At 71.6% G+C, this 21,304-nt stretch carries 19 protein-coding genes and 2 pseudogenes; 15 read left to right on the forward strand and 6 right to left on the reverse strand.

The window, feature by feature from the left end; translation table 11 throughout:
• Positions 1–379: 379 nt before the first annotated feature.
• The 4 genes from AB0J06_RS15510 (at position 380) to sucD (ending at position 4,196) form a co-directional block, all read left to right on the forward strand.
• Complete coding sequence (locus AB0J06_RS15510; RefSeq protein ID WP_357428836.1) at positions 380–784, forward strand: cobalamin B12-binding domain-containing protein; 405 nt, start codon at positions 380–382, stop codon at positions 782–784.
• 384 nt (positions 785–1,168) lie between these two features.
• Positions 1,169–1,873: a hypothetical protein gene (locus AB0J06_RS15515; protein ID WP_357428838.1), complete on the forward strand. Its 705-nt coding sequence runs from the start codon at positions 1,169–1,171 to the stop codon at positions 1,871–1,873.
• 250 nt (positions 1,874–2,123) lie between these two features.
• Positions 2,124–3,302, forward strand: a complete 1,179-nt coding sequence (sucC, locus tag AB0J06_RS15520; protein WP_357428840.1) for an ADP-forming succinate--CoA ligase subunit beta — start codon at positions 2,124–2,126, stop codon at positions 3,300–3,302.
• Positions 3,303–3,308: 6 nt separating this feature from the next.
• Positions 3,309–4,196 carry a succinate--CoA ligase subunit alpha gene (gene sucD, locus AB0J06_RS15525; RefSeq protein WP_357428842.1) on the forward strand — a complete coding sequence of 296 codons (888 nt, stop codon included), beginning with the start codon at positions 3,309–3,311 and terminating at the stop codon, positions 4,194–4,196.
• 58 nt (positions 4,197–4,254) lie between these two features.
• On the opposite strand, the gene AB0J06_RS15530 is transcribed toward sucD, so the two are convergent.
• Entirely contained in the window at positions 4,255–4,503 is a 249-nt protein-coding gene (locus AB0J06_RS15530) for a hypothetical protein (RefSeq protein ID WP_357428844.1), read from the reverse strand.
• A gap of 309 nt (positions 4,504–4,812) precedes the next feature.
• On the opposite strand from AB0J06_RS15530, the pseudogene AB0J06_RS15535 reads away from it, so the two are divergent.
• A pseudogene (locus tag AB0J06_RS15535) lies at positions 4,813–6,059 on the forward strand (DUF6350 family protein).
• A 120-nt stretch (positions 6,060–6,179) separates the two neighbouring features.
• Here AB0J06_RS15535 and AB0J06_RS15540 read toward each other — a convergent pair.
• Positions 6,180–6,470 (reverse strand): CD225/dispanin family protein, encoded by a 291-nt coding sequence (locus tag AB0J06_RS15540; protein ID WP_357428846.1) that lies wholly within the window; start codon positions 6,468–6,470, stop codon positions 6,180–6,182.
• A 244-nt stretch (positions 6,471–6,714) separates the two neighbouring features.
• Between AB0J06_RS15540 and purN the strand changes: the two genes are divergently transcribed.
• The 6 genes from purN (at position 6,715) to AB0J06_RS15570 (ending at position 13,505) form a co-directional block, all read left to right on the forward strand.
• Positions 6,715–7,329: a phosphoribosylglycinamide formyltransferase gene (gene purN, locus AB0J06_RS15545; protein WP_357428884.1), complete on the forward strand. Its 615-nt coding sequence runs from the start codon at positions 6,715–6,717 to the stop codon at positions 7,327–7,329.
• Complete coding sequence (purH, locus tag AB0J06_RS15550; RefSeq protein WP_357428848.1) at positions 7,326–8,894, forward strand: bifunctional phosphoribosylaminoimidazolecarboxamide formyltransferase/IMP cyclohydrolase; 1,569 nt, start codon at positions 7,326–7,328, stop codon at positions 8,892–8,894. The genes purN and purH overlap by 4 nt, the downstream gene beginning before the upstream one ends.
• A 68-nt stretch (positions 8,895–8,962) precedes the next feature.
• On the forward strand, positions 8,963–10,135 hold the full coding sequence (locus tag AB0J06_RS15555; protein WP_357428850.1) for a crosslink repair DNA glycosylase YcaQ family protein: 1,173 nt from the start codon (positions 8,963–8,965) through the stop codon (positions 10,133–10,135).
• Between the two features lie 59 nt (positions 10,136–10,194).
• Positions 10,195–11,055 carry a bifunctional methylenetetrahydrofolate dehydrogenase/methenyltetrahydrofolate cyclohydrolase gene (locus AB0J06_RS15560; RefSeq protein WP_357428852.1) on the forward strand — a complete coding sequence of 287 codons (861 nt, stop codon included), beginning with the start codon at positions 10,195–10,197 and terminating at the stop codon, positions 11,053–11,055.
• Between the two features lie 112 nt (positions 11,056–11,167).
• Entirely contained in the window at positions 11,168–12,118 is a 951-nt protein-coding gene (mdh, locus tag AB0J06_RS15565) for a malate dehydrogenase (protein ID WP_357428854.1), read from the forward strand.
• A 169-nt stretch (positions 12,119–12,287) separates the two neighbouring features.
• Positions 12,288–13,505 (forward strand): NADP-dependent isocitrate dehydrogenase, encoded by a 1,218-nt coding sequence (locus AB0J06_RS15570; protein WP_357428856.1) that lies wholly within the window; start codon positions 12,288–12,290, stop codon positions 13,503–13,505.
• Positions 13,506–13,941: 436 nt separating this feature from the next.
• Here the strand turns inward: AB0J06_RS15570 and AB0J06_RS15575 are convergent, their stop codons facing one another.
• From AB0J06_RS15575 to cysC, 3 genes and pseudogenes are all read right to left on the reverse strand, one after another.
• Entirely contained in the window at positions 13,942–14,268 is a 327-nt protein-coding gene (locus AB0J06_RS15575; RefSeq protein WP_357428888.1) for a hypothetical protein, read from the reverse strand.
• A gap of 157 nt (positions 14,269–14,425) precedes the next feature.
• Positions 14,426–14,806 (reverse strand): annotated as a pseudogene (locus tag AB0J06_RS15580) (glycosyltransferase family A protein); the annotation flags it as partial.
• Between the two features lie 275 nt (positions 14,807–15,081).
• Positions 15,082–16,611, reverse strand: coding sequence for an adenylyl-sulfate kinase (cysC, locus tag AB0J06_RS15585; protein ID WP_357428858.1), 1,530 nt, complete (start codon positions 16,609–16,611; stop codon positions 15,082–15,084).
• A 197-nt stretch (positions 16,612–16,808) separates the two neighbouring features.
• Here cysC and AB0J06_RS15590 point away from each other — a divergent pair, with 197 nt between their 5' ends.
• The 4 genes from AB0J06_RS15590 to AB0J06_RS15605 are packed head-to-tail and all read left to right on the forward strand — an operon-like array spanning position 16,809 to position 20,233.
• A complete protein-coding gene (locus AB0J06_RS15590) occupies positions 16,809–17,726 on the forward strand; it encodes an ABC transporter ATP-binding protein (protein ID WP_357428860.1) in 918 nt (305 codons plus the stop codon).
• Positions 17,716–18,615, forward strand: coding sequence for an ABC transporter permease (locus AB0J06_RS15595; RefSeq protein WP_357428862.1), 900 nt, complete (start codon positions 17,716–17,718; stop codon positions 18,613–18,615). The genes AB0J06_RS15590 and AB0J06_RS15595 overlap by 11 nt, the downstream gene beginning before the upstream one ends.
• Positions 18,612–19,523, forward strand: a complete 912-nt coding sequence (locus tag AB0J06_RS15600) for an ABC transporter ATP-binding protein (RefSeq protein ID WP_357428864.1) — start codon at positions 18,612–18,614, stop codon at positions 19,521–19,523. The genes AB0J06_RS15595 and AB0J06_RS15600 overlap by 4 nt, the downstream gene beginning before the upstream one ends.
• The gene (locus tag AB0J06_RS15605) at positions 19,523–20,233 is read left to right on the forward strand and encodes an ABC transporter permease subunit (protein WP_357428866.1); all 711 of its coding nucleotides are present in this window, start codon (positions 19,523–19,525) and stop codon (positions 20,231–20,233) included. The genes AB0J06_RS15600 and AB0J06_RS15605 overlap by 1 nt, the downstream gene beginning before the upstream one ends.
• Positions 20,234–20,689: 456 nt before the next feature.
• Here the strand turns inward: AB0J06_RS15605 and AB0J06_RS15610 are convergent, their stop codons facing one another.
• Positions 20,690–21,304, reverse strand: coding sequence for a TetR family transcriptional regulator C-terminal domain-containing protein (locus AB0J06_RS15610; RefSeq protein WP_357428868.1), 615 nt, complete (start codon positions 21,302–21,304; stop codon positions 20,690–20,692).

A 21,304-nucleotide genomic window follows, 5' to 3' on the forward strand; every position in this document is an offset into this window, starting at 1 on the left:
TGTCGGGTCAGTCAGGCGGTATCGCGAGCGTCGGTGAACCGGGGATGAACGCTCGCTGACCGCGTCGTCAGCCGGTGGTGTACCAGATGACAACCGTGGACACGTTAGCCAACCCCTAGGCGCGTTACAAGCTGGACCGCCGAATTAGTGATTCGGAGTGCGACTGTCCGTTGGGGAATGCCGGTATTCGTAACCTTTTGTATACAGCCTCGTTGGTAACGGAAAGTTACATTGAGGCTGACGGATCGTCAGTGTGTTCGCCCCGGATGGGAGACGACCCGGGAGTCCCCCTACGGGGCCACCTCCCCGGTTCGACGCGCCCTGGGTTACCGTTCGTTCAGGTGGAAGGCAACGGATGCCCTCGGAAGGTGTTGCGCTGATGAGTTCTCGAATTCGGGTCGTCGTCGCCAAGCCGGGCCTCGACGGGCATGACCGCGGCGCCAAGGTCGTCGCGCGGGCGCTCCGCGACGCCGGTATGGAGGTCATCTACACCGGGCTGCACCAGACTCCCGAGCAGATCGTCGAGACGGCGATCCAGGAGGACGCCGACGCGGTGGGGCTCTCCGTGCTCTCCGGTGCCCACATGACGCTTTTCCGTCGGCTCCTCGAACTGCTCGCGGAGCGTGGGGCGGAGGACATCGTCGTCTTCGGTGGCGGCATCATCCCCGAGGCCGACATGCCGGAGCTGGCCCGGCTCGGGGTAGCCAGGATCTTCACGCCCGGCGCGACCACCCAGTCAATCGTGGAGTGGGTCCGCGAGAACGTGGCGGCCCCCGTCGCCTGAAAGCCGCACGGACCGTCGCCTGAAACGGGACTTATCAGCGCCTGAAACGGCGAACGGACCGGCGCGAGATCGCGGCGGTCCGGATGGGGCGGCAATGATTGGCGCGGAATTAGGTGAGAGGCCGGACGCACCCCTCACACGTCCGGCCTCTCGATGCACGATGCCCCGCCGCCACCCCTCGACCGACAGGGCATCGGCCGTTTTTGTCGTCCCGCCGTAGCGCTTCGACATCTGAATCAACGATGTCCGAGGGCGGTGGTTACGCGGACGGCGGGAACTCTTTCCCGGCATTCCGGCCGCCTCCCGGGAGGCCTGCTGGCGATGATCGCGGTCGGTCGTACGCTGTTGGCGCGTCCGTCCTGATCCGCGCGCCTGGAGTCGTCGATGAGCATCCCGCCGCAGCCGCAGCCGCAGCCGCAGCCGCAGCCGCACGGCTGGCCGCAGCAGCCGCAGGTCCCCGGCTGGCCGCAGCAGCCGCCGCCGGCGGGTTGGCCGCAGCAGCCGATGCCGCAGGGCGGCTGGCACCAGCCACCGGTGATCGCGAAGCGCATCCCGGAGGACCAGCCCTTCATCGTCCGGCACAGCGCGCCCAAGCGGGTTCTGCAGTTCGGCCTGCTCCTGCTCTTCGTCGCAGTGGCCGTCGCCTGCCCGTTGGGGCTGGCCGCGGCGGGGAGCGGGGAGGGTGCTCTCCCGCTCGTCGTGATGACCGGCGGCCTCCTCGGGTTCTTCGCGCTGATCTTCGGACTGCAGATCTATCTGCTCACCTCAGGTGGCCCGGTCCTCGCGATGGGTCCCGCCGGACTTTGGATCAAGACCAGGCCGACGCGCGGGCAGTCCGTCTGGCTCCCGTGGGAGGCGGTCGAGCAGGTGTACCGGCGCCGGTGGGGCCTGGACAAGATGGTCTGCGTGAAGCCGCGTGACCCCCGGATCTCCGGCAATCTCGGTGGGTTCACCGCGTTCGACGCGGGGATGCAGCGGCTCTTCTTCGGCACCGGGTTCACCGCGCCGCTCACCTTCGCCGATCGCCCGGAGCAGGAGATCATGGGGGCCATCGCGCACTTCTCCGCCGGTCGCTGCCCCCTGGTCTGACCCGTCCCGTGCGCGCGTGACCAGGTACGTTTCGCGTGGCGCGCCGCCGACACGCCGGAATGGGCGCCGGTTTGCGGGGAATGGGGGCTGTGCATTACCGCACATGCCGCGCCCGCCTGGTTGCGACCGGTGCCGGTGTCGCTAGGCTGCGCCAGATGACGCCGCCCCCATTCCGGGACGGATGTCATCCACTTTTCACGCTGGCGGCGGCGCGACGTCGCGCCGCGGAGACGGAACGGGACGCGCAAACGTGGACCTGTACGAGTACCAGGGGCGCGACATGTTCGAGCGACACGGCTTGCCCGTGCTCGCCGGCGGCGTCGCCACGACCCCGGAGGAGGCCCGCGCGATCGCCGAACGCCTCGGCGGCCGCGTGGTTGTCAAGGCTCAAGTCAAGGTCGGTGGCCGGGGCAAGGCGGGCGGCGTCAAGCTCGCCGACGGCGCCGAGGAGACGGTGGCCCGCGCCAGCGACATCCTCGGCATGGACATCAAGGACCACACCGTCCACAAGGTCATGATCACGGTGACCGCGGACATCGCCGAGGAGTACTACCTCTCCTACCTGCTGGACCGCGCGAACCGCACCTTCCTGTGCATCGCCAGCGTGGCCGGCGGCATGGACATCGAGCAGGTCGCCGTCGAGTCGCCGGAGAAGGTGGCCAAGATCGCCATCGATGCCAACACCGGCGTCGACGAGGCCAAGGCGCGCGAGATCGTGAGCGCCGCCCGCTTCCCGGCGGAGGTCGCCGACCAGATCACCGACATCGCGGTCAAACTGTGGCAGGCGTTCGTCGCCGAGGACGCGACCCTGGTCGAGGTCAACCCGCTCGCCAAGACCGCCAGCGGCCAGGTGCTCTGCCTGGACGCCAAGGTCACGTTGGACGAGAACGCGGGCTTCCGCCACCCCGACCACGAGGCCCTCGTCGACCAGTCGGCGGTGGACCCGCTGGAGCAGCGCGCCAAGGAGAAGGACCTCAACTACGTCAAGCTCGACGGCGAGGTCGGCATCATCGGCAACGGTGCGGGTCTCGTCATGTCGACCCTCGACGTGGTGGCCTACGCCGGCGAGGCGCACGGCGGCGTGAAGCCCGCCAACTTCCTCGACATCGGTGGCGGCGCGAGCGCGGCGGTCATGGCCAACGGACTGGAGATCGTCCTCTCCGACCCGGCCGTGAAGAGCATCTTCGTCAACGTCTTCGGCGGCATCACCGCCTGCGACGAGGTCGCCAACGGCATCATCCAGGCCCTCGCCCTGCTCGAGCAGCGCGGCGAGACGGTCACCAAGCCGCTGGTCGTACGGCTGGACGGCAACAACGCCGAGGCCGGGCGCGCCATTCTCAACGATGCCGCCAACCCGCTCGTCGAGCGCGTTGACACCATGGACGGGGCGGCCGAGCGTGCCGCCGAGCTCGCTGCGGCGGGGAAGTGATCTGACATGGCTATCTGGCTGACCAAGGACTCCAAGGTCATCGTGCAGGGGATGACCGGCTCCGAGGGCTCGAAGCACACCCGACGGATGCTGGCCGCCGGCACCGCCGTCGTCGGTGGGACCAACCCGCGCAAGGCGGGTCAGACGGTCGACTTCGACGGCACGGCGCTGCCGGTCTTCGCCGGCGTGAGCGAGGCGATGAAGGAAACCGGTGCGGACGTCACCGTCATCTTCGTCCCGCCGCAGTTCACCAAGGCGGCCGTGATCGAGGCGATCGACGCCGAGATCCCGCTCGCCGTGGTCATCACCGAGGGCATTCCGGTGCACGACAGCGCGGCGTTCTGGGCCTACAACGTGGCGAAGGGGAGCAAGACCCGGATCATCGGGCCGAACTGCCCCGGCATCGCCTCGCCCGGCGCGTCGAACGCCGGCATCATCCCGGCCGACATCACGCCGGCCGGCCGGATCGGCCTGGTGAGCAAGAGCGGCACGCTGACCTACCAGCTCATGTACGAGCTGCGGGACTTCGGCTTCTCCACCTGCGTCGGCATCGGTGGCGACCCTGTCATCGGGACGACCCACATCGACGCGCTCGCGGCGTTCCAGGACGACCCGGAGACCGACGCGATCGTGATGATCGGCGAGATCGGCGGCGACGCCGAGGAGCGGGCGGCCGAGTTCATCAAGGCCAACGTGACGAAGCCGGTGGTCGGCTACATCGCCGGCTTCACCGCGCCGCCCGGCAAGACGATGGGGCACGCGGGCGCCATCATCTCCGGCTCGGCCGGTACCGCGGACGCCAAGAAGGCGGCGCTCGAGGCCGCCGGGGTCAAGGTCGGCAAGACGCCGAGCGAGACCGCCCGGCTCATGCGCGAGGTCATGTCCGCCATCTGACGGAGTACGACGCACAGGGCCGGTCGCGATTGCGGCCGGCCCTTCTGCGCGTCCGGCTTCACATGCCCGGATAGCGTCCGGTCGCGCGCAGCACGGCGCTAGCGACGACGTTGACCACGCTCACTGCGATCGCCACCCAGCCGAGCACGGGGGACCGGCCGCACCGCCGGGCGTCGCGGATCGAGAGATAACCGAAGACGATACCGAGGATCCCGCAGAGCAGGCCGACGACGATTCCGAGGACGCCCCACAAGGTGGTGCGGTCGTTGCCGGGCGCCGCCGCCGGCGGCGGGTACGGTGCGCTCACGGGGCCTCCACGGGTCTGCGTCTACCCGGAGCATGGGACCGACGGTCCGCAACCAGACGCTAGCCCGGCCTCACGTCCAATATCCGAATATCAACGAACTGTGTGATCGTCACCGGTGGTGTTGCCCGCCGCCCGACCGGTCGACGTGCCAAAGTAGGGGCCTGATGTCATCCACCACCCCTGACCTGCCACCGCGCTCCGCAGACGCCGAATCCGCAGGCGGCCGCCCCGAAGACGTCCCGGGCGCCGGCGACCAGCGCGCCCGCGCGCGGTCCGCCGGGGTGCCGCGGGTCTCCGCCGAGGCCGCGGATGCGGCCCCGACCACCCGCGACGCCCTCCGGGGCGCCGCCGTCGTCGCGCGTGCGCCCGCGCCGCGCCGCGGCGGCACCCGCCGCCCCGGCCGCCCGCCGCTGGCCGTCGCGGCGGGCGTCGCGGCCTGTTGGGCGGCGCTCGTCTCCTACCTGCCCGTCACGCTGGTGCTCTGGCTCGCGCAGATGGCCGAGGAAGGCGGCAGCCTGGGCGGAGCGGCCCGGATCGGGCTCGCCGGGTGGCTGCTGGGGCACGGCGTGCCGCTCGGCACCTCCGCCGGGCCGCTCGGCCTGCCCCCGCTGGCGCTGGGCGCGTTCGCCGCGTGGCGGGTCGCCCGCGCCGGGGTGCACGTCACCCGCGCCGTCGGGGCGCGGGAGACGGGATCGGCACCCCGGGCGCTCGCGGTCGCGGGCGCGGTGGGCGTCGGGTACGCGATCGTCGGCGCGCTCGCCGCCATGTTCGCCGCCACCCCCACGACGACCGTTTCGCCGCTGCGCGCCGGGCTCACCCTCGCCGTCTTCGGCGCGCTCGCCGCGCTCGTCGGCGCGCTGCGTACCACCGGCGCGCTGTGGGTGCTGGCGCGCCGGATCGCGCCATCGCTGCGCCACGGGCTGCGCACCGGAGTGGTGGCCGCGCTGCTCGTGCTCGGCGCGGGAGCCGGCGTCGCCGGACTCGCGGTGGCGATGGGCGGTGGCGACGCCAGCGACATGATGGGGGCCTACCGGGCCGGGGCGTCCGGGCAGGCCGGCATCACCCTGATCAGCATCGCCTACGCGCCCAACGCCGCGATCTGGGCCGCGGCATACCTGCTCGGCCCCGGATTCGCGGTCGGCGCGGACACCACCGTCAAGACCACCGAGGTGACCCTCGGCGCGCTGCCCGCCGTACCCGTGCTCGCGGGTCTTCCGCACGGACCGGTCGGTGGGTTCGGCGCGGCGCTGCTCGCCGTGCCGGTCATCGCCGGGATGGCGGCCGGGTGGTTGCTCGGGCGGCGCCGGCTGCACGCGGCGCAGCGCGACGGGGTGCCGATGCAGTGGGGTGGTCTGCTCTCGGCCGCCTCGATCAGCGGCCCCGTGGCGGGGGTCGTGCTCGGTCTCGCGGCGATTGTCTCCGGTGGACCGCTCGGGGGTGGCCGGCTGGCCGAGATCGGTCCCGTCGCGTGGCAGGTGGCGGCCGCCGCGACGCTGCTCGTCGCGCTCGGTGCCCTCATCGGCGCTGCGGCGACCCGGGCGTTCGCCGGCTCGTGAGTGCCGCGCGGGGCGCCCCGGAAGCTCGGAGCGCCCCGTACCGGTCGCGCATCGCGTCCAGTCGCCGTCGAGCGGCGTTGGCCGCGTTGAAGCTGACCGTCAGCAGGATTGCGGGGTCGGTCAGACCGAGGAGTTCCCCGCGAGCGAGCTGAGGCCGCCGAGCAGGCAGCAGAGGATGACCACGCCGTACCAGGCCAGACCGATGATGAGCGCCAGCTTCGACCACTTCTTGGACTCGGCCGCCGCCGCCTGGGCTCCGGCGTAGTCGCCCTGCTGGATCAGCGGGTTGACCTTCGAGGCGTTGATGATGGCGGGGATCGCGAGCGGCCAGAACAGGAAGATCGCGACGATCGACATCGTCATGTTGTTGTCGATCTGCTGGGGCGGCTGCGAGGGGTACCCGGGCTGCATGGTTGCTCCTGTGGAGGTATTTGTCAGAGTTGGATGATCGTCGGGCAGCAATGCCCGAGCGACCGGCAGCGTACCTGGCCAGACCGCCTGTCGGCACCATCAAATAGCCGACATGCCGCAGCGGCGGAGTCGGCGGAAGCTTACGGACAATCGATGGGTGATCGGGGCGTCGCGCGCCGTGGCGGAACCGGCGTGGGGAGCCCGCCGACCACGCTGACCTGCCGGGTAGGGTGCTCGCGTGACTGTGCCCCCGCCGGCCGCCCGCATCGTCGTCCTCATTTCCGGCTCCGGGTCCAACCTGCAGGCGCTGCTCGACGCGTGTGCCGATCCGGCGTACGGCGCCCGGGTGGTCGCGGTCGGCGCGGACCGGGACGGGGTCGCGGGGCTCGAGCGGGCCGCCGCCGCCGGCGTGCCGACCTTCGTCGACGCGGTGCGCTCCTACCCGGGGCGGGACGACTGGGACCGGGCCCTCGCCGCCCACGTCGCCGAACACGAGCCCGATCTGGTGATCTCCGCCGGCTTCCTCAAGCTGGTCGGGACGGAGTTCCTCGCGGCCTTCGGCGACCGTTACGTCAACACCCACAACGCGCTGCTGCCCGCGTTCCCGGGCATCCACGGCCCGCGCGACGCCCTCGCATACGGCGTGAAGCTCGCCGGCGCCACCCTCTTCTTCGTCGATGCGGGCGTCGACACCGGCCCGATCATCGCTCAGGTCGCGGTGCCGGTGCTGCCGGACGACACCGAGGAGACGCTCACCGAGCGGATCAAGGAAGCCGAGCGGCAGCAGCTCGTCGAGTACGTGGGCCGCCTCGTGCGCGAGGGCTGGACCATCACGGGAAGAAAGGTCTCCATTCCATGAGTTCCCCGTTGGACGACCGGCGGCCGGTGCGGCGCGCGTTGGTCAGCGTCTACGACAAGACCGGCCTCACCGAGTTGGCCCAGGCGCTGCACGCGGCCGACGTGGAGATCGTCTCCACCGGGTCGACGGCCGCCACGATCGAGGCGGCCGGCGTCCCGGTCACCCGTGTCGAGGACGTGACCGGCTTCCCGGAGTGCCTGGACGGCCGGGTGAAGACGCTGCACCCGAAGGTGCACGCCGGACTGCTGGCCGATCTGCGGCAGGCGTCCCACGCCGAGCAGCTCACCGAGCTCGGCATCGCCCCGTTCGACCTGCTCGTGTCCAATCTCTACCCCTTCCAGCAGACGGTCGCCTCCGGGGCCGACGTGGATGAGTGTGTGGAGCAGATCGACATCGGCGGACCGGCGATGGTGCGGGCAGCGGCGAAGAACCACGCCTCCGTCGCGGTGGTCACGTCGGTCTCCGCGTACCCGCTCATCTCCGAGGCCCTCGGCGGCGGCGGCTTCACCCTCGCGCAGCGGCGCACGCTCGCGGCGCGCGCCTTCGCCGACATCGCCGAGTACGACGTGGCGGTGGCGCAGTGGTGCGCGGCGGTGCTGGACCCGGCCGCCCCGGAGTGGCCGGAGTTCACCGGGATGGCGCTGCGCCGCGCGGCGGTGCTGCGCTACGGCGAGAACCCGCACCAGCAGGCGGCGCTCTACGTCGACCCGGCGGCCCCGCCCGGGCTGGCCCAGGCCGAGCAGTTGCACGGCAAGGAGATGTCCTACAACAACTACGTGGACGCGGACGCGGCCTGGCGGGCGGCGAACGACTTCACCGAACCGGCCGTCGCGATCATCAAGCACGCCAACCCGTGTGGCCTCGCGGTCGGAGCGGACGTGGCGGAGGCGCACCGCAAGGCGCACGCCTGCGACCCGGTCTCCGCATTCGGTGGGGTCATCGCCGTCAACGGCGAGGTTTCGGTCGAGCTGGCGAAGCAGGTGGCCGAGATCTTCACCGAGGTGGTGGTCGCCCCCTCCTATGCGGACGGTGCGGTCGAGGTGCTCGCGGCGAAGAAGAACATCCGGCTGCTCCTCGCCCCGGCCTGGGGGCCGTGGCCGGCGGAGTGGAAGCAGGTCAGCGGCGGGGTGCTGGTCCAGATGGCCGACCGGGTGGACGCCCCGGGCGACGACGTCGCGGGCTGGCGGCTCGTCTCCGGTGAGCCCGCCTCCCCGGAGACCCTGCGCGACCTGGCGTTCGCCTGGCGGGCGATCCGGTCGGTGAAGAGCAACGCGATCCTGCTCGCGGCCGACGAGGCCACCGTGGGCGTGGGAATGGGCCAGGTCAACCGGGTCGACGCCGCGCACCTGGCGGTGTCCCGGGCCGGCGGCGACCGCGCGCGCGGTGCGGTGGCCGCCTCGGACGCGTTCTTCCCGTTCCCGGATGGGCTGCAGGTGCTCATCGACGCCGGGGTCCGGGCGGTGGTGCAGCCGGGCGGTTCCGTGCGGGACGAGGAAGTCGTCGCCGCGGCCGCGGCGGCCGGCATCACGATGTACCTCACCGGCACCCGGCACTTCTTCCACTGACGCCACGTTCCACTGACGCCACGCCGCAGGTCGCGGTCCTTGTCGGTGTCCGGCCCCATAATCCCGGCATGGACATGACGAAGCTGCGGGCGTGGTGGTGGCACCGGCAGGGGCTGGACGGCGCGCTCGGTGGCGCCACGCCGGCTGAGGTGCTCTCGCGCACGGGCTGGGCGCGGTCGGTCGGCGGAGTCAACCCCTACCTGACCCTGTTCGCGCGGGCCGGCGTCCACCGCGGCACGGTGGACGCGGCGGTCGAGGCGCTCGAGATCTACGAGCTGCCCTCCGCCCGTGGCTGCACGTACGTGCTTCCGGCCGAGCACTTCGCGCTCGGCCTGCAGCTGGGCAGGGGCGCTGCGGAGGTCCCGCTGCGGACCCTGGCCCGGCTCGGGGTGGAGCGTGCCGAGATCGAACGGCTCTGCGCCGACGTGGTGACGTTGCTCGACGGCCGGACGCTGGACCCGGCGAAACTGAAAGCCGAGCTGGGGGAGGCGGTGCGCACCCTCGGTGAGGAGGGGCGTAAGCGCGGGCAGGCCACGACGCTCCCCGCCGCGCTGGGGCTGCTGCAGGCCGCCGGCGAGATCCGGCGGGTGCCCAGCGGGGGCAGGCTCGACAACCAGCGGTACGCGTACACCCGGTGGAGCGTGCCCCCGACGGGGCTGGACGATGCGGCGGCCCGCGCCGAGTTGGCCCGCCTCTACTTCCACTGGACGGGGGCGGCGACGCTCGCGCACTTCCGATGGTTCAGCGCGTTCACGGTCGCGGCCGCGAAGGCCGCCGTGGCCGGGCTCGATCTGGTCGACCTCGGCGACGGGCTGCTCGCCCCCGCCGATCTCGCCGCGGAGTACGCCGCGTTCGCGCCGCCGCCCACGCCGCGTTACGCGTTGCTGGCCGGGATCGACGCGTTGCTGCTGCTGCGTCGGGATGTGCCGTCGCTGCTCGACGCGCCCGACGCGGAGTGCCCGATCCCGGGCGCCCCCGACCGGCGGATGGGCATGGTGCCCGACCTGCCGGACCATCCGATCGTCGACCGCGGCCGGGTGATCGGGCTCTGGCAGTACGACGTCGCCGCCGAAGAGGTGGTCTGGTGGCTCTTCGGGGGCGCTACGCCGGAGCGCGACCTTGCCGCGACCATCGCCCGCACCGGCGTCTACATCCGCGATGAGCTCGGTGACGCCCGTTCCTTCAGCCTCGACTCGCCGCAGTCCCGCGCGCCGCGCATCGCCGCGCTGCGGGCCGGCTGAGTTTCCCGGAGCGCGGACCGCCCGCACCGCCGACCCGCGCGCATGAGACGATCGGGGCCGTGACGGCGACTCTCCTGGATGGCAAGGCCGCCGCGGCGGCGATCAAGGACGACCTGCGTGCGCGGGTGAAGGCTCTCGCCGAGCGGGGCATTGTGCCGGGGCTCGGCACGGTGCTCGTCGGCGAGGATCCCGGCTCCCAGGCGTACGTGAACGGCAAGCACCGCGACTGCGCCGAGGTGGGGATCGCCTCGATGCGGCGGGAGTTGCCCGCCGACGCGACGCAGGAGCAGGTCGACGCGGTGGTCGCCGAGCTCAACGCGGACCCCGCCTGCCACGGCTACATCGTGCAGTTGCCGCTGCCGCGGCAGATCGACACCCAGCGGGTGCTGGAGCTCATCGACCCCGACAAGGACGCCGACGGCCTGCACCCGATCAACCTCGGTCGGCTGGTCCTCGGCTACGACGGGCCGCTGCCCTGCACGCCGCGCGGCATCGTCGAGCTGCTCCGCCGCCACGAGGTGCCGCTGCGCGGGGCCGAGGTCGCGGTGGTCGGTCGCGGCAACACCGTTGGGCGTCCCCTCGGCCTCCTGCTGACCCGCCGCAGCGAGAACGCCACGGTCACGCTCTGCCACACGGGCACGCTCGACCTGGGCACGCACACCCGTGCCGCGGACGTCGTCATCGTCGCGGCCGGGGTGCCGGGGCTGCTCACCGCCGATATGGTCAAGCCCGGCGCGGCAGTGGTCGATGTCGGCATCACGCGGATCGTCGGCGAGGACGGCAAGGGGCGCTACACCGGGGACGTCGCAGCCGAGGTCGCCGAGGTGGCCGGCGCGATCGCGCCGATGCCGGGCGGGGTCGGCCCGATGACCCGGGCGATGTTGTTGAGCAATGTGGTGGAACGCGCCGAACGCGGTTAGACATGTCGGACGGTGAGCCGTCCGACGCGCGCAGGCCCTGACCGGGCCTGCCGTTATCCGGCTGATACGGTCCGGGACGGAACCCGCCCCGGTATCAGGGAGTGAGACGACAATGGGTAAGAAGGTCACCGTCGTAGGAGCCGGCTTCTACGGCTCGACGACCGCGCAGCGCCTGGCCGAGTACGACGTCTTCGACACGGTCGTGCTCACTGACATCGTGGAGGGCAAGCCCGAGGGTCTGGCGCTGGATCTCAACCAGTCGCGGCCGGTCGAGGGCTTCGAGACCAAGGTCGTGGGCGCCACCACCGGCCCGAACGGCGAGGGGTACGAGGCCATCGAGGGCTCGGACGTCGTCATCATCACCGCGGGTCTGCCGCGGAAGCCGGGCATGAGCCGGATGGACCTGCTGGAGGTCAACGCCAAGATCGTGCGTGGCGTGGCGGAGAACGTCGCCAAGTACGCGCCGAACGCCGTCGTGATCGTGGTGTCCAACCCGCTCGACGAGATGACCGCGCTGGCCCAGCTCGCCACGCAGTTCCCGAAGAACCGGGTGCTCGGCCAGGCCGGCATGCTCGACACCGCCCGCTTCACCAACTTCGTCGCCGAGACGCTCGCCGTTCCGGTCTCGTCGGTGAAGACGCTCACGCTGGGCTCGCACGGCGACACGATGGTGCCGGTCCCGTCGCGCTCCACGGTCAACGGCAAGCCGCTCGCCGAGCTGCTGCCGGCCGACAAGATCGAGGAGTTGGTGGTCCGCACCCGCAACGGCGGCGCCGAGGTGGTCGCGCTGCTCAAGACGGGTTCGGCCTACTACGCCCCGTCCGCTGCCGCGGCGCGGATGGCGAAGGCGGTCGCCGAGGACAGCGGCGCGGTCATGCCGGTCTGCGCCTGGGTCGACGGCGAGTACGGCATCTCCGGCGTCTACCTCGGCGTCGAGGCCGAGCTCGGCGCGGAGGGCGTCCGGCGGATCGTCGAGACCGACCTGACCGGGTCCGAGGTGGCCGCGCTCAAGGAGGCCGCCGAGGCGGTCCGCGCCAAGCAGGCGGACGTCGCGCACCTCTGACGGCCCGCACCACGACCGTGAACCGCATGATCGCCGCTCGCCCCGCGAGCGGCGATCATGCTTTTTCCCGGGCCAGGTACGCGATCTTGCATGCGGCGTGCACGCCCGCCAACCGCCTGCCGTACGCTCGTACTGCTTACGTACTTGTTTCCGAGAGGAGCGCCGGTCGATGGCGAAGATCAAGGTAAATAACCCTGTCGTCGAGCTCGACGGCGACGAGATGACGCGGATCATCTGGAAGCAGATCCGCGAGCAGCTGGTCCTGCCCTACCTCGACGTCGACCTGGAGTACTACGACCTGTCGATCCAATACCGCGACCAGACCGACGACCAGGTCACGGTGGACGCGGCGAACGCCATCAAGCGTCACGGCGTGGGCGTCAAGTGCGCGACCATCACCCCGGACGAGGCCCGCGTCGAGGAGTTCGGCCTCAAGAAGATGTGGCGGTCGCCGAACGGCACCATCCGCAACATCCTCGGCGGCGTGGTCTTCCGCGAGCCGATCATCATGTCCAACGTGCCGCGCCTGGTGCCGGGCTGGACCAAGCCGATCATCATCGGCCGGCACGCGCACGGTGACCAGTACAAGGCCACTGACTTCGTGGTCCCGGGCCCGGGCACCGTGACCATCACGTACACCCCGGCCGACGGGGGCGCCCCGATGGAGATGGAGGTCGCCAACTTCCCCGGCGGCGGCGTCACCATGGGCATGTACAACTACGACGAGTCGATCCGGGACTTCGCCCGCGCCTCGTTCCGGTACGGCCTGGACCGCAACTACCCGGTCTACCTGTCGACCAAGAACACCATCCTCAAGGCGTACGACGGTCGGTTCAAGGACATCTTCGCCGAGGTGTTCGAGGCCGAGTTCGCCGAGGAGTTCAAGGCCGCCGGCATCACCTACGAGCACCGGCTGATCGACGACATGGTCGCCGCCGCGCTCAAGTGGGAGGGTGGCTACGTCTGGGCCTGCAAGAACTACGACGGTGACGTGCAGTCCGACACCGTCGCGCAGGGCTTCGGCTCGCTCGGCCTGATGACCTCGGTGCTGCTCTCGCCGGACGGCCGCACCGTCGAGGCGGAGGCCGCCCACGGCACTGTCACCCGGCACTACCGGCAGTGGCAGAAGGGCGAGAAGACCTCGACCAACCCGATCGCGTCGATCTTCGCCTGGACCCGCGGCCTGGCCCACCGGGGCAAGCTGGACGGCACCCCGGCGGTCACCGAGTTCGCCGAGACCCTGGAGCGGGTCTGCGTCGAGACCGTCGAGGGTGGTCAGATGACCAAGGACCTCGCGCTGCTGATCTCGCGGGACGCCCCGTGGCTGACCACGGACGAGTTCATGGCCGCGCTGGACGAGAACCTCGCCAAGAAGCTCTCGGCCTGACCAACGCTGTTCGACGAAGCCCGCCGGTCCCGTGCCGGCGGGCTTCGCCGTTTCCGCGACCGCAACGGTTCTTCGCGCGTACCGGCAAGGTCGACAAATTCTGACCGTCACCCCCCATCGGGGGGCATCGTTGACCAGGGTGAACGTGGTGCCAGCCACGTTCACAGGAGACCATCCCGGTCGCGGTCGCCCGGAGCCCAAGGCGCCGACCGGACGGTCTTCGGCTGCGGCAGCAGCCTGCCGTCCCTTCCCTGCGGGGGGCCCTGTCCCGGGCCCCCCGCGCCCCCCGCCGCCGGGACGACATCTCCAGCCGCGTGCCGCCGGGAGCGAGTAGCCGCAGCGCACCGCTGCCGTCCACCCGCGTCCCGGTTACGGGTAGGTGCGCGGTTGTCGCCGCTACCGCGGTGGCGACCGCGCACGACCCGCGGGAACGACCTCAGATGCCGCGGCCGTGCCGGTGCAGTGTCGTCAGGACACTCTCGACGGTGACCGCCCCGGTCAGGGCGGCCAGCGCGATAGCCGCGCGCGGCTCACGCCAGTTGGCGCGGATCGCCGCCTTCGCCCACCGCCAGGCGTCGCCCCGGTTGCCGGTCGCCGCCGACCAGCAGGCGAGCTGGCCGTAGACGCGGGCGGCGCCGGGCGGGCAGCCCCGGATCTCCGGGTGGCGCGCGATCATCCAGCGCAACGAGGAGATCTTCGTGGCGTACCCGTACGCGTAGTGGGACGTGCGTCTCCACAGCACCCGTACCAGCGCCTCGTCCACATGCACGATCGGCGCGCCCGGCGGGCGGCCCGGAGCAGCAGGTCCCAGTCCTCGTTCTGGCTGCCCGGGCATCCTCCGCGACCAGGCCGATCCGACCGGCGTCGGTGAGCGCCGCACGCTGGGCGAGAAACCCCGACGAGTGCAGCATCGCCATCCGGGAACGCGCCAGGTCCTCGACGACGACGCGGCGTCGCCCGGCGAGGCGCGGGGTGCGGCGACCGGCGTACTCGACCTCGATCGCGCACGTCGCGAACTCGGCCCCCGGGTGCTCGGCGAGCGCGCCGACCTGCCGGTGCAGCTTCTCCGGCGTCCACCGGTCGTCGTCGTCGCAGAACGCCACTAGGTCCGTGTCGAGCGCCAGGATGCCGCTGTTGCGGGCGCCGGCCAGGCCGGGGGTGCGGCTATTTTCGACCACCATGACGGGTACGCCCCCGGTGGCGGCGAGCAGTGGGTCCGGCGGGGTGCGGTCGAACACGATGATCACCCACCCGGCCGGAACAACCACCCTGACGGGTTCACCTAAGCGTCGAACTGTCATTCACCACGCCCCCACAGCCACCAGGACTAGACGCTCAAGGGCGCCTCGAACCGGGCCACCGCGGAATCAGAATTGCGAGCACTACGGCGAGAACCACGAAACAGCAACCGGCGCGGGTCCATGCCGGAGCTTCCAGCTCGCGAAGCACGAAGATAGCTGCGCCTGCCAGAAGAGTGCCGAAGATGACGACGTAAAGGGCCGTGGATGGACTTAGCGGCTTCTTTGACATTTCGTATCGGCTGCCCTCTATTTTTAAGATCATGGCGGCTGCCGTACTAGGCGGGCTGCAGGCGGGGCTCGACCCAACCCGTCTCGATGAGGTGCTGCAGAACGAGCTGCACGCCCTCCTCGACGCTGATGTCGGTCGTGTCGAGGACGAGGTCGGCGTCGGTCGGCTCCTCGTAGGGGTCGTCGATGCCGGTCATGCCGCGCAGCTGGCCAGCCCGCGCCTTGGCGTAGAGGCCCTTGCGGTCGCGCAGCTCGCAGATCTCCAGCGGGGTGGCGACATGGATCAGGAGGAAGCCGGCGCCGGCGGCCCGCGCCATCGCCCGCGCGCCGGCGCGGGCCTTCGCGTAGGGCGCGATGGGACAGCAGATGGCCAGGCCACGGTGCCGGGCGACCTCGGCGGCCACCCAGCCGATCCGCCGCACGTTGAGATCACGGTCGGTCCGGCTGAAGCCGAGGCCCGCGGAGAGCTCGCGCCGCACGACGTCGCCGTCGAGCAGGGTCACGGTCCGGTCCCCGCTCTCCCGCAGCGCGTCGGCGACCCCACGCGCGATCGTCGACTTGCCGGAGCCGGAGAGCCCGGTGAAGAAGACGACCATGCCACGGTGCCGGCGGGGCGGACGGGCCCGGGAGAGCTCCTTGGCCACGGCGGGCGGGGTGTGCCACTCCGGCAGTGGGAAGCCGCGGTCGAGAAGATCCTCGATCTCCTCCGACCTCAGCGCGAGGCGGCGGTTGCGGGGCGGGATGTCGTCGCGCCAGCGCCACTGGCCGTCGCGGTTGTCGTAGGCGAGTTCCCGCGGCACCAGCACCCGTGGCCCGCCGCCGGAGAGCATCTCACCGGTGGAGAGCAGGTGGGTCACGCCGTACGCGGCGGCCACCCGCGCGCGCAGCAGCGCGTCGCGGATCTCGTCACCCCGCCGGACGAGCGGCACGGCGACCAGGGTGGCCGGCGGCATCCGGTCGCGTGCGGCGAACACCGCCCGCACCAGCACCTCGGGAGGCAGTCCGTCCGGCCCGATGTCGCTGACCGGGATCAGGATGAGCAGGTGCGCGGCGAGGGTGCGGGCCGCGTGGGCGATCTGTGCCAGCTGCGGACGGTGCAGCGGCCGGTCGGCGACCACGCCGAGTACCCGCCCGGGCGGCAGCAGCGCCCGGACCTCGTCGGGCGTGCGCCGCAACCGTCGGAACGGGCCGTGCCCGCCGTCGCCGAGCCGACGGACGCTGCCCCCGACCCCGGAGAACCGCTCGCGGGTCGGCCACAGGTCGGCGACGTCCAGCGCGGCGACCGGGGCGCCCTCCGGGTCGGTGAGGACGAGCGTCCGCTGCAGCGGGTCGGCGAGGTCGAAGCGTTCGACGAGTTCGGTCGGCACCTCGAGGGTCACCGGCACCGGCCAGGGCGTGCCGTCGGCGAGTCGACCCCGCCGGTTGAGCGCGGCCAGGTCGGCACGGGTCAGAAAGCCGGTCAGCGGCGTATAGGCGCCGGACAGGAGCAGCTCAAGGTCGGCCAGCTCGTACGGTCGCGGCGTGTACGCCGGCGCGTCACGCAGCACTTCGTCGGGCAGTACCCACCCGTTGCTCATCGCACCCCCAACAGCGGATCGGCACATAGTTTCTCAGCCGACCGTCCATCGGTCGAGAGCGCCACGGCTATCTCGTGTCCCGGACCAGAGTCGCACGCCGATGAGCCATCCGTCAGGGGGGCACCGACACCGGAATCGGGGGAGCGTCAGGGTCGCACCTGATCCCGCGACGAGCCCCGGGTACCTACGCTGAGCGCGTGACACTCATCGCGACCCAATCGCTGACGAAAACGTACGGCGGCCGGGTGACGGCGCTCTCCGACCTCACGCTCAGCGTCGAACCGGGCATCGTCGGCCTGGTCGGCGCCAACGGCGCCGGAAAGTCGACCTTCATCAAGATTCTGTTGGGGCTGCTCGCCCCGACCAGCGGCCAGGCCCGCGTGCTGGACCTCGACCCCGTGACCGACGCCGAGGCGGTGCGGGCGCGGGTCGGCTACATGCCGGAGCACGACTGCCTCCCGCCCGACCTCTCCGCCGCCGAGTTCGTCACCCATCTGGGGCGGATGAGCGGCCTGCCGAAGACGGTGGCCCGGGAACGCGCCTCCGAGGCGCTGCGTCACGTCGGGCTCTACGAGGAGCGCTACCGGCAGATCGGCGGCTACTCCACCGGCATGAAGCAGCGGGTGAAGCTCGCCCAGGCGCTGGTGCACGACCCCGACCTGCTGCTGCTCGACGAGCCCACCAACGGGCTCGACCCGGCCGGACGGGACGCGATGCTCGCGCTGATCCAGCGGATCGGCGCCGAGTTCGGCATCTCCGTGGTGGTCTGCTCGCACCTGCTCGGCGAGGTGGAGCGGATCTGCGACGCGCTGGTCGCCATCGACGGCGGCCGACTGCTCCGCTCGGACCACATCTCGGCGATGACGACCGCGACCGACGTGCTCGCCGTCGAGGTGAGCGAGGGGACCGAGGAGTTGGCGGCGCGGCTGGCCGAGCTCGGGCTGCCCGTACGACGCGACGGCCGGATGCTGCTCGTGCCGCTCGCCGACGAGCAGACGTACGACCGGATCCTGCGCGCGGTGGCCGAACTGGACCTGCCGCTGCACCGGCTCGACCAGCGGCGGCACCGCGTGGCCGAGCTCTTCGCCCCGAGGGAGACCGTCAGTGTCAACTGAGACGACGACCCCGGCGCCCGCCGGGGTCATCCACGACATCGGGTACCAGCGGTACGCCGGCGCCCGGCTCGGCCGGCGCTACGTCGCCGGCTCCCTCTACGTGCACGGGCTGCGGACCGCGTTCGGGTTCGGGCGCAGCGCCAAGGCCAAGATCTTCCCGTGGCTGATCGTCGCGATCGTCGCCGTGGTCGCCGCCGGGCTCGCCGCGGTCCGGTCCCAGATCGGGGAGGTGGTGCTCACCTACGCGCAGTTCGCCGACGCGATGAGCTGGCTGGTGATCTTCTTTGTTGCCGTGGTCGCCCCCGAGCTGGTCTCGCGCGACCTGCGCAGCGGGGTGCTCCCGCTCTACTTCTCCCGGCCGTTGCACCGCGCCGACTACGTGCTGGCCAAGCTGGCCGCGTTGATCACCGCGGTCTGGCTGCTGCTCGGCGGCCCGCAACTGTTGATGTTCGCGGGCGCGGCCTTCACCACGGACAAGGGGATGGGCGGGGTCTGGGACGAGGTCCTGGACCTGCTGCCCGGCCTGGCGTACGCCGCGATCTGGGCGGTCGTCTTCGCGTCGATCGGGCTGCTGGTGGCGTCGCTGACCGGCAAGCGGGCGTTCGCGGCCGGCGGGGTGGTCGCGGTCTTCCTGATGACCACGCCGATCGTCGGGGTGCTGATGGTGATGCCGTCCACGACCGTCAACCGGCTCGCCGGCCTGGCCTCCCCGTCCAGCCTCGTGCAGGGCGTCGGCGTGTGGCTCTTCGAGGAATGGCTCGTCACCGACACCCCCACCGGGATCGGCGTCGGCCGGTTCGGCCCCGTGTACGGCGCCGCCGCGCTGCTGTTGATCGTCGCCTGCGTCGGGCTGCTGCTGGCCCGCTACCGGAAGGTCGCCTCCGCATGACGACTGTGGACCTGAGCGGGGTCTCCCGCTGGTACGGCAACGTGGTCGCCGTCAACGACATCAGCATGGCGCTCGGCCCCGGCGTCACCGGGCTGCTCGGCCCCAACGGCGCCGGCAAGACCACGCTGCTGCACATGATGGCCGGCTTCCTCGCCCCATCCCGGGGCACGGTCACCCTGGACGGCGCGCCCACCTGGCGCAACCCGGACGTCTACCGCCGGCTCGGGCTGGTCAGCGAGCGCGAGGCGGTGCACACCTTCCTCACCGCGTACGAGTTCGTGCTGGCCAGCGCCCGGCTGCACCGGCTGCCCGACGCGGAGGCCGCGGCGCGGCGCGCGATCGAGCTGGTCGAGATGACGTCGGCGCAGGACCGCCGGATCGGCACCTACTCCAAGGGGATGCGGCAGCGCACCCGCGTCGCCGCCGCGCTGGTGCACGACCCGCAGGTGCTGCTGCTCGACGAGCCGTTCAACGGCATGGACCCGCGGCAGCGGCTGCACATGATGGAGCTGCTGCACCGGCTCGGCGACGCCGGCCGCACCATCCTGTTCAGCTCGCACATCCTCGAAGAGGTGGAGCAGGTCTCCGGCACCGTCCAGGTGATCGTCGCCGGCCGGCTCGCCGCCTCCGGCGACTTCCGGACCATCCGGCGGCTGATGACCAACCGCCCGCACGTCTTCGCCGTGCACTCAAGCGACGACCGGCGGCTCGCCGTGGCGCTGATGGCGGAGGCGTCCGTGACCGGTGTGGAGATCGACCGGACCGGGCTGACCGTGCGCGCCGGCGACTACGGCAGCTTCACCCGGGCACTGCCCAAGGTCGCTCTCGCCTCCGGCATCCGCGTCCGCCGGCTGCTGCCCTCGGACGAGTCCCTGGAGAGTGTGTTCTCCTACCTGGTGGAGGCGTGATGTCGACGATTTCCTGGCTGACCGCCCGCGGGCTCTTCGGCCGCCGCCGGTTCCTGTTGCTGCTCCCGCTGCCGCTGCTCGTCGTCGGGCTGGCCGTGCTCGCCCGCTGGGCCGGCGTGTCGCCGACGCACTGGGGCGGACCGGTGCTCGTCGGCCTCGGCCTCGCCGTCGTGCTGCCCGTCGTCGCCCTGATCGTCGGGACCGGCGTGCTCGGCTCCGAGATCGACGACGGCACGATCGTGCACATCCTCACGAAGCCGTTGCCCCGCTGGCAGATCGTGCTGCCGAAGCTCGCGGTCGCGATCGGGGTCACCGCGGTCACCGTCGCGATCCCGCTCTACGTCGCCGGGGTGCTCGCGCACTCCGTACGGCTGGGGCTGGCGCTCGCCGCGGCGAGCGCGGTCGGTGCGATCGCGTACTCCGCGTTCTTCCTGGCGCTCAGTCTGGTGACCCGGCGGCCGGTGCTGCTCGGCCTGGTCTACGTGCTGATCTGGGAGGGGCTGCTCGGCAACTACGTGTCGGGGACGAAGGTGCTCTCCATCCAGCAGTACGTGGTGACGCTCGCCGACCGGCTCGCCCCCACGTCGCTGCTGAACGGCTCGGTCTCGGTGCCGGTGTCGATCGCGATGACCGTGATCATCGCGGTGGGCTTCACCGTGCTGGCGATCGACCGGCTGCGCTCGTTCAGCATGGCCGGCGAAACCAGCTGACCGTCGCAAGATCTCGTCATCAGCAACCAGGTCAGCGTCATGACCTGGGTGCGGCCTCGGGGCATCTCCGCTCCGGGGCCGCTTTGCTGAATGCGCAGCGGGTGCCGCAGTGCACGGCGATCGACTGACCGGTGTTACGCCTCGTCGGACGGTTCGAAGCCGGCGGCGCGGCAGATTTGGCGCGCCGACCAAGGTGGACCCGTCCGTGGGGCCGCTGATGACGCCCGGCCAGGAGCATCGCGGGCGCGGTGCCGGGTCGTGACCGCGATGGACGGTGAGCCGATCAGCGATGCCTGGGTGTACTGGGCGGCCACCCGGACGGTCGACCTGCATCGCGCGCGTCCCGGCGAGCAGTGGGCGCCGGGCGCGTGCGCAGTGCGCACCCCACGGGTGCGACCAGCTCGACTGGGCACGGCGGTACCTGAGGTAGAAGCGGAGGGGCGCGCAAAGATCCCGCTACTCCGCGGATGTCGTTGACCCGAACAGCACCGCCAGGTGTGCGTCGAGGGCAGCGACGGCCTCGTCGGGGGAGTAGTGCCGCCCCAGCAGATGCATGCCGAGTCCGTCGGCGAGCGCCAGCAGTGCCGTGGCCGCGTCGGCGGGATCGATCCGCAGGGGTGTGCCCCTTGTCGCCTGCGCCGCCCTGATCTGATCGGCGAGGAACGCCCGCATCTGGCTGGCGCTCTCCCGCAGCCCCTCGGCGATGGCCGGCTTGACGGCGGCGTAGGCGAGGAACGCGAGGAGCACGTGGCCTTCGAGTCGCCGGGTCTCGTCCAGCGGCAGGGTCTGCATCAGCAGCGTGCGGACGAGGTGTCCGGGCGAGGCCCCTGGCCCGCACGCCGTGACCGCGGCGGTCGCCCGCGCCTCGACGTTGTTCATGACCATCTCCAGGGCGAAGGTCATCATCTCGTCCTTGGTGCGGAAGTAGTGCTGCACCATGCCGGTCGACACCCCGGCCTCGGCCGCCACGTGCCGGAGGCTGACGGCCTCCAGGCCCTCGGTCGCGGCAAGCCGCATCAGGGCGTCCGCGAGTTGCTTCCGCCGCGCCTGGTGGTCCACCTTCCTGGGCAT

It is taken from the genome of Micromonospora sp. NPDC049679 (assembly GCF_040659735.1).
Lineage (GTDB): Bacteria > Actinomycetota > Actinomycetes > Mycobacteriales > Micromonosporaceae > Micromonospora_I.

Excerpts from the sequence above, each read along its gene's own strand:
- AB0J06_RS15510 (WP_357428836.1), top strand. The coding sequence starts at position 380 with ATGAGTTCTCGAATTCGGGTCGTCGTCGCCAAGCCGGGCCTCGACGGG.
- AB0J06_RS15515 (WP_357428838.1), top strand. The coding sequence starts at position 1,169 with ATGAGCATCCCGCCGCAGCCGCAGCCGCAGCCGCAGCCGCAGCCGCAC.
- sucD (WP_357428842.1), top strand. The coding sequence starts at position 3,309 with ATGGCTATCTGGCTGACCAAGGACTCCAAGGTCATCGTGCAGGGGATG.
- AB0J06_RS15540 (WP_357428846.1), bottom strand. The coding sequence starts at position 6,470 with ATGCAGCCCGGGTACCCCTCGCAGCCGCCCCAGCAGATCGACAACAAC.
- purH (WP_357428848.1), top strand. The coding sequence starts at position 7,326 with ATGAGTTCCCCGTTGGACGACCGGCGGCCGGTGCGGCGCGCGTTGGTC.
- AB0J06_RS15555 (WP_357428850.1), top strand. The coding sequence starts at position 8,963 with ATGGACATGACGAAGCTGCGGGCGTGGTGGTGGCACCGGCAGGGGCTG.
- mdh (WP_357428854.1), top strand. The coding sequence starts at position 11,168 with ATGGGTAAGAAGGTCACCGTCGTAGGAGCCGGCTTCTACGGCTCGACG.
- AB0J06_RS15570 (WP_357428856.1), top strand. The coding sequence starts at position 12,288 with ATGGCGAAGATCAAGGTAAATAACCCTGTCGTCGAGCTCGACGGCGAC.
- cysC (WP_357428858.1), bottom strand. The coding sequence starts at position 16,611 with ATGAGCAACGGGTGGGTACTGCCCGACGAAGTGCTGCGTGACGCGCCG.
- AB0J06_RS15600 (WP_357428864.1), top strand. The coding sequence starts at position 18,612 with ATGACGACTGTGGACCTGAGCGGGGTCTCCCGCTGGTACGGCAACGTG.
- AB0J06_RS15605 (WP_357428866.1), top strand. The coding sequence starts at position 19,523 with ATGTCGACGATTTCCTGGCTGACCGCCCGCGGGCTCTTCGGCCGCCGC.
- AB0J06_RS15610 (WP_357428868.1), bottom strand. The coding sequence starts at position 21,304 with ATGCCCAGGAAGGTGGACCACCAGGCGCGGCGGAAGCAACTCGCGGAC.